We start from the raw sequence: 6,655 nt of genomic DNA on the forward strand, positions 1-6,655 counted from the left end.
CGGGGCACATGAGCGGCGGGGTTCCCGCGAGTCCGGCTCGGGCCGGGGGCGAAGGGCTGCCGTCCGGTGTGCCCGGTTTCCGGGTCTGGGCTCTGCCCGGACTGCCCGAAGTACGGCCGGGGGACGATCTTGCCAAGCTGATCGCCAGTGCCGAGCCGGGCCTGGTCGACGGGGACGTGCTGCTGGTCACCTCGAAGATCGTGTCCAAGGCCGAGGGGCGGATCGTCGAGGCGGCGGACCGGGAGGCCGCCATCGACGCCGAGACCGTCCGGGTCGTCGCACGGCGCGGGCCGCTGCGGATCGTGGAGAACCGGCAGGGGCTCATCATGGCCGCCGCCGGCGTCGACGCCTCCAACACCCCTTCCGGGACCGTGCTGTTGCTGCCCGAGGACTCCGACGCCTCCGCGCGCGCGATCCGCGACGGGCTGCGGGACGCGCTCGGGGTCGAGGTCGGGGTCGTCGTCACGGACACCTTCGGGCGGCCCTGGCGGACCGGCCTCACCGATGTCGCCATCGGGGCCGCCGGAGTGCGCGTACTGGACGATCTGCGGGGCGGCACGGACGCGCACGGGAATCCGCTCAGCGCCACCGTCGTCGCCACCGCCGACGAGCTCGCCTCCGCCGGTGACCTGGTCAAGGGCAAGGCGTCCGGGCTGCCCGTCGCCGTCGTGCGCGGACTGCCCCATGTTGTGCAGGGCACGAACAGCGAGGACGAAGGGACGCGAGGCATGGTCCGGGGCGCGCGCGACGACATGTTCCGGCTCGGCACCTCCGAGGCCGTCCGGGAGGCCGTCACCCAGCGGCGTACCGTACGGGCCTTCACCGACGAGCCCGTCGACCCCGATGCCGTACGGCGTGCGGTGGCCGCCGCCGTGACCGCGCCCGCGCCGCATCACACGACGCCCTGGAGATTCGTACTCCTGGAGTCGGCCGAGTCGCGGACGCAGCTGCTCGACGCCATGCGGGACGCCTGGGTCGCCGATCTGGAGCGGGACGGGAAGAGCGCGGAGTCCATCGCCAAGCGTGTGCGGCGCGGGGACGTGCTGCGGGGCGCGCCGTATCTGGTCGTGCCGTGCCTCGTCATGGACGGGTCGCATACGTACGGCGACGAGCGGCGTGACGGGGCCGAGCGGGAGATGTTCGTGGTCGCCGCGGGCGCCGGGGTGCAGAACTTCCTCGTGGCGCTCGCCGGGGAGCGGCTCGGGTCCGCGTGGGTGTCGTCGACGATGTTCTGCCGCGAGGTCGTGCGGGACGTGCTCGGGCTGCCGGCGGGATGGGATCCCATGGGGGCGGTCGCGGTCGGGCACGCGGCGGAGGAGCCGAAGGCCCGGCCCGAGCGGGATGCGGGGGCGTTCATCGAGGTGCGTTGAGCGTCGACGAGTTCTGCGAAAGTCCCGGACGCCGTCTGTGCTGTGCGGGACATTCGCATCGCCCCTAATCTCGTACGGCGTTACCGAGCGCCCCAAGCCCTAGGACCCCATTCGTGGCCGGACGTTTTGATCCTCGGCCGACGCGTACGACCGTGCGCGGCGGGCATGTCGTCGTGCCCGGGCAGGCGCGGGCGGACCGGGCGGGCGGACTCTCGGGCGGACTCGGCGGGCGTACGCGCAGCTGGGTGCCGCCGTGGCCGCTGGATCTCGGGCTCGTGCTCGGGCCGTTGCGGCGGGGGCCCGCCGATCCGACCTTCCGTACGACGCCGGACGGGGCCGTGTGGCGGGCCAGTCTCACGCCGGTCGGGCCCGGGACCCTGCGGGTGTCCGTGCGTGCCGGTGTCGTCGAAGGGGAGGCGTGGGGGCCCGGGGCCGAGTGGTTGCTGGAGCAGCTGCCGCGGATGCTCGGGGAGTCGGACGATCCCGATGCCTTCGAGCCGCGGCATCGGCTCGTGGCGGTGGCCCGGCATCGGCGGCCCGGGTTGCGGCTGACGCGTACCGGGCTGGTGCTGGAGTCGTTGATTCCGTCGATTCTCGAGCAGAAGGTCACGACGGACGAGGCGTATCGGGCCTGGCGGTTGCTCGTGCGGAAGTACGGGGTGCCGGCGCCCGGGCCCGGGCCTCTGGTGGGGCGGGGTGGGGGGATGTTCGTGATGCCCGCGCCTCGGGTCTGGGCCTTGATTCCCTCCTGGGAGTGGCATCGGGCCGGGGTCGACAACAAGCGGGCTTCGACGATTCTGCGGGTCGTGCGGGTGGCTCGGCGGATGGAGGAGGCGGTGGGGTTCGAGGCCGGGCGGGCCCAGGAGCGGCTTGAGGTGGTGGCGGGGGTGGGGCCCTGGACCTCGGCGGAGGTTGTGCAGCGGAGTCATGGGGCGGCGGATGCGGTTACGGTCGGGGACCTGCACCTTCCCGGGATCGTGGGGTATGCGTTGGCCGGGGACCGGGATGCGGATGATGCCGTGATGTTGGCGTTGCTTGAGCCTTATGCGGGGCAGCGGCATCGGGCTGCTCGGCTCATTTTGTTGAGTGGGCGTACGCCGGGGCGGCGGCAGCCGCGGATGCCTCGGGGGGATATTGGGCTGCTTTGAGTTTTTTCGCCCCCGCCGCCCCTACCCATTCCCGTCCCTTACTCAGGGGGCTCCGCCCCCGAACCCCCGTATCGCGCTGACGCGCTCGTCCTCAAACGCCGGACGGGCTGGAATGAGCCGGCCGGGCTGGAGAGTGCGGCCAGCTCAAGAAGTGAGCCTGCGCCAGGTTGTGTGCGCAGGCTCTGGCTCCCCCCTTGGTCAAGCCCTTGGTCGAGTCGGTGTTACTGGTCCGATGAGAAGCGGAGTGCTGCGGCTGGGATCTGGGCGTCGCACCAGATGCGTACGCCTTCTCGGAGTTCGTTGTCCGGGCCTACCGAGGCGCCGTCGCCCACCACTACTCCCGTGAGGATCGAGCGGGCTCCTACGTGGGCGCGGGCGCCGATCAGGGAGTCCGTGACCACCGCGCCGGGGGCGATGACCGCGCCGTCCAGGATCGTGCTGCCGGATACCCGGGCGCCCTCGCCCACCGTGGCGCCGTGGCCGACGACCGTGCCGCCGGTCAGTTTGGCGTCGGTGGCGACCGTGGCCGACGGGAGGACCAGGCGGTCGCCGCAGCGGCCCGGGACGGCCGGGGACGGGGCGCGGCCGAGTACCAGGTCGGCCGAACCGCGGACGAAGGCGCCCGGGGTGCCCAGGTCCAGCCAGTAGGTCGAGTCGACCATTCCCTGGAGGTGGGCGCCGGAGGCGAGGAGCTCCGGGAACGTCTCCCGTTCGACCGAGACCGGACGGCCCACCGGGATCGCGTCGATCACCGAGCGGCGGAAGACGTACGCCCCCGCGTTGATCTGGTCGGTGACGATCTCCTCGGGGGTCTGGGGTTTCTCCAGGAACGCCTGGACCCGGCCCGACGAGTCCGTGGGGACCAGTCCGTACGCCCTCGGGTCCGTCACCCTCGTGAGGTGCAGGGAGACGTCCGCGCCCGAGGACCGGTGCGTGCTGATCAGGGCCGGGATGTCCAGGCCCGTCAGGATGTCCCCGTTGAAGATCAGGACCGGGTCGTCGGGGCCCGATCTCAGCCGGGAGGCCACGTTCCGGATGGCGCCGCCGGTGCCGAGGGGCTCCTCCTCGGTGACGTACTCGATGTGGAGCCCCAGCGACGAACCGTCGCCGAAGTGGGGCTCGAAGACCTCGGCCAGATAGGACGTGGCGAGCACGATGTGCTCGACCCCCGCCGCTCTCGCCCGTGCCAGCTGGTGCGTGAGGAACGGTACCCCGGCCGCCGGAACCATCGGCTTCGGCGTGTGCACCGTGAGGGGGCGCAGCCGTGTGCCCTTGCCGCCGACCAGGAGGATCGCTTCTGTCACCTGTCGTCTCTGCTTCCTGATGGGGCCGGTCGAACTGTCTTTCGACCGGCCAGTGTATGCAGACCGTTTCGATGGCTGTGGGGCGCCTCTGGGGGAGGTATGGCTGTGGGGAGCCGCCGGGGCTGGGACCCCGGCTTGCCGGGCTCACCATTCCCGCCGACCGGACCTCATCGTCCCTGGTAGCGGGCCGAAGTCGCTCGGGCCGTGCCGAGCTTCGCGTAGAGTCGGCCGCCCGGGCATTCGGTGGCGAAACCATCCCGGTGACCGGAGATTACATTGAGTCGTACGTTCTTTCCTTTTCGGTAGAGATTTCCGCCCCCGGACTTGAGGTAGGTCTTGCCCTTCGGGTTCGCTCCGAAGAGTCCGAGCTTCCATGCCGTGAGCTTCGCGATCGCCTTCACCGCGGCGGCGGGCGGGTTCGCGGTGCCGAAGCTCCCGAGGACCGCGATCCCCATGCTGTTGGTGTTGAAACCGAGAGTGTGTGCGCCCATGACAGGCTTGGCCACGCCTCCGGCCCGACCCTCGTAGATGTTTCCGCACTTGTCGATGAGGAAGTTGTAGCCGATGTCCCGCCAGCCGCTGCTCTTCACGTGGTAGCGGTAGATACTGCGGATGACTGAAGGTGCCTGCGCGCAGCGGTAGTTGTTGCCCGACGCGGTGTGGTGGACGAAGGCGGCCTTCACGGTCTTCGTGTAGCTGAAGTTCCGCTCGCGGAGGGTCTCGTCGGCGCCCCAGCCCCGGCGGGTGACAATGCGCGGACGTGCGCCGATGTACGGCTTCACGCGCTGGCCCGTCGCCGGGTCCGGCGCGTCGGCGGTGCCGATCGTGCCGGTCTTGCCTGTCGTACCCGGCTTGTCCTTCGGCCCCGGCCTGTCCTTCGCGCCTGGCGTGTCCTTCGCGCTCGCCGCTTCCGCCGTCTCGCCCCGGGTCGCCAGCAGGTCGGCCTCCGTCTGCTTCTGGCTGAGGGCGGGGATCGCGGTGGCGCCGAGGGGGGCGAGGTCGGCGTTGACGGCGGAGGAGGCCGCCGCCTCCGCCGTCAGGATGTTGCCCCGCGGGACGTCCACCCCGGAGGCCTGCGGCGGGGGCTCGGCGGCCGGATCTACGCCGGGGTCGATGAGTTCGATGTGCAGGCCCGTGGGGAGGGGGTCGCCGGCGACGGCCCGCCCGTCCGTTCTCGGCCTGCCGTCCGCCTCCGCCTGGACCCGGACCTCCACACCGTCCGAGTCGCCGACCCACAGGGGCGCCGTGGATCCCCGTACGCGCCCGGAGGTGCGCTCCGCCGTGTCCGGGTCCGCCGCGTGCTCGTGGTTGTGCGTGTCCACGTCCTGCCAGAGCGACCACTTCGCGGTGCCGCTCGCGCGGGTACGGACCTGGACCCGGCCCTGGAGTTCCGCGTCCGGGTTGTCCCAGACGACGCCCACGAGGGAGAAGTGGCGTACGTCGCGTCGTGGGAGGCCCTGGGCGGTGGCGGGGGTGGACGCCGGGGCGGAGGTGGGGGGCAGGGTGCGGTCACCGGCGGGTGGGGGGAGGGGCGCGAGGGGGAGGGACTGGGTACTGCCGGGGATCGAGCGGTCGGTCGCGGGGCCGGAGCCCACGGCAGCCTCAGCCGATGTCGTCGACCTGCTCGGCGTTTCCGGTCGGGCCCTGGCCGCTCGTTCGGAGGCCGGTCTGTCCGGTGTCGCCCGGTCGGTGGTCGGGCTCTCGGCCGCCGGGGGTGCGGCCGCGGCGTCGGTGGACACGGCCAGGGGGAAGGCCAGGGCGGCCGCGCATGTCACGGCGATCGAGGAAGCAAGATATCCACGCATGCCCCTGATCCTGGACATAGTCATACTTATCTGTCCATCTGGGATTTGACGGACCGTCGGCCTGACTCCGCCGAACCGGTGGCCCTCGCTCCCCCGCCCGGGCGGGTGTCCGCGTACCCTTGCGTCCCGTGAACGCCACCGACCGCACCCCTGCCGACCTGCTGCGATCCGCGCTCGCCACGGATCCCGCGCGCCCCCTGGTGACCTTCTACGACGACGCCACGGGTGAACGTGTCGAACTGTCCGTGGCCACCTTCGCCAATTGGGTGGCCAAGACCGCCAACCTGCTCCAGGGCGAGCTGGCCGCCGAGCCCGGGGAGCGGGTCGCGTTGCTGCTGCCCGCGCACTGGCAGACGGCGGTGTGGCTGCTCGCCTGTTCCTCCGTGGGGGTCGTGGCGGATGTCGGGGGCGATGCGGGTGCCGCCGACCATGTGGTGGCCGGGCCCGGGCAGTTCGAGGCCGGGCTCGCGTGTTCCGGGGAGCGGGTGGCGTTGTCGCTCGCGCCGCTCGGGCGGCGGTTCGCCCAGGTGCCGGCCGGGTACGCCGACTACGCCGTCGAGGTGCCCGGGCAGGGGGATGTCTTCCAGGCGTACGGGCCTGTGGATCCGGAGGCGCCCTCGGTTGTTGTCGCCGGGGCGGAGCTGACGGGGGCGGAGGTTGTCGAGCGGGCTCGTGCGGATGCGCCCGGGCTGGGGCTGAGCGGGCCCGGGGCTCGGCTGTTGTCCGCTCTTTCGTACGACACGTGGGAGGGGCTGAGCGCCGGGCTCTTCGCTCCGCTCGCCGTCGGGGGGTCCGTGGTGTTGTGCCCGAACCTTTCGCGGGTCGGGGAGGACGCGGTGGCGAAGCGGATCGAGAGTGAACGGGTTTCGGCTACGGCTCGTTGAGCGGGGCTCCCGGGTGGGGGACCTTTTTTCGCCCCCGCCGCCCCTACCCAATCCCGTCCCTGACTCAGGGGCTCCGCCCCCGAACCCCCAAAAGACTGCGCAGTTCCCCGCGCCCCTAGAGGTCTTCAGGGGCGCGGGGAACTG

Annotated in this window: 5 protein-coding genes; 3 read left to right on the top strand and 2 right to left on the bottom strand. The window is 71.9% G+C overall.

What is annotated here, in order from left to right:
- Positions 1 to 8 precede the first annotated feature (8 nt).
- On the top strand, positions 9 to 1,370 hold the full coding sequence (locus ACFWXQ_RS47790; RefSeq protein WP_383949452.1) for a coenzyme F420-0:L-glutamate ligase: 1,362 nt from the start codon (positions 9 to 11) through the stop codon (positions 1,368 to 1,370).
- Between the two features lie 113 nt (positions 1,371 to 1,483).
- Complete coding sequence (locus ACFWXQ_RS47795; protein WP_383949437.1) at positions 1,484 to 2,518, top strand: DNA-3-methyladenine glycosylase family protein; 1,035 nt, start codon at positions 1,484 to 1,486, stop codon at positions 2,516 to 2,518.
- A 221-nt stretch (positions 2,519 to 2,739) separates the two neighbouring features.
- On the opposite strand, the gene ACFWXQ_RS47800 is transcribed toward ACFWXQ_RS47795, so the two are convergent.
- A complete protein-coding gene (locus ACFWXQ_RS47800) occupies positions 2,740 to 3,822 on the bottom strand; it encodes a sugar phosphate nucleotidyltransferase (RefSeq protein ID WP_383949440.1) in 1,083 nt (360 codons plus the stop codon).
- A 167-nt stretch (positions 3,823 to 3,989) separates the two neighbouring features.
- Positions 3,990 to 5,627, bottom strand: a complete 1,638-nt coding sequence (locus ACFWXQ_RS47805; protein ID WP_383949443.1) for a peptidoglycan recognition protein — start codon at positions 5,625 to 5,627, stop codon at positions 3,990 to 3,992.
- Positions 5,628 to 5,755: 128 nt separating this feature from the next.
- On the opposite strand from ACFWXQ_RS47805, the gene ACFWXQ_RS47810 reads away from it, so the two are divergent.
- On the top strand, positions 5,756 to 6,511 hold the full coding sequence (locus tag ACFWXQ_RS47810; protein ID WP_383949446.1) for a TIGR03089 family protein: 756 nt from the start codon (positions 5,756 to 5,758) through the stop codon (positions 6,509 to 6,511).
- Positions 6,512 to 6,655 lie beyond the last annotated feature (144 nt).

Source organism: Streptomyces sp. NPDC058697, assembly GCF_042715345.1.
GTDB classification, from domain to species: domain Bacteria; phylum Actinomycetota; class Actinomycetes; order Streptomycetales; family Streptomycetaceae; genus Streptomyces; species Streptomyces liliifuscus.

Coding starts and splice junctions, on each gene's coding strand:
- ACFWXQ_RS47805 (WP_383949443.1), bottom strand. CDS start 5,627: ATGCGTGGATATCTTGCTTCCTCGATCGCCGTGACATGCGCGGCCGCC.
- ACFWXQ_RS47790 (WP_383949452.1), top strand. CDS start 9: ATGAGCGGCGGGGTTCCCGCGAGTCCGGCTCGGGCCGGGGGCGAAGGG.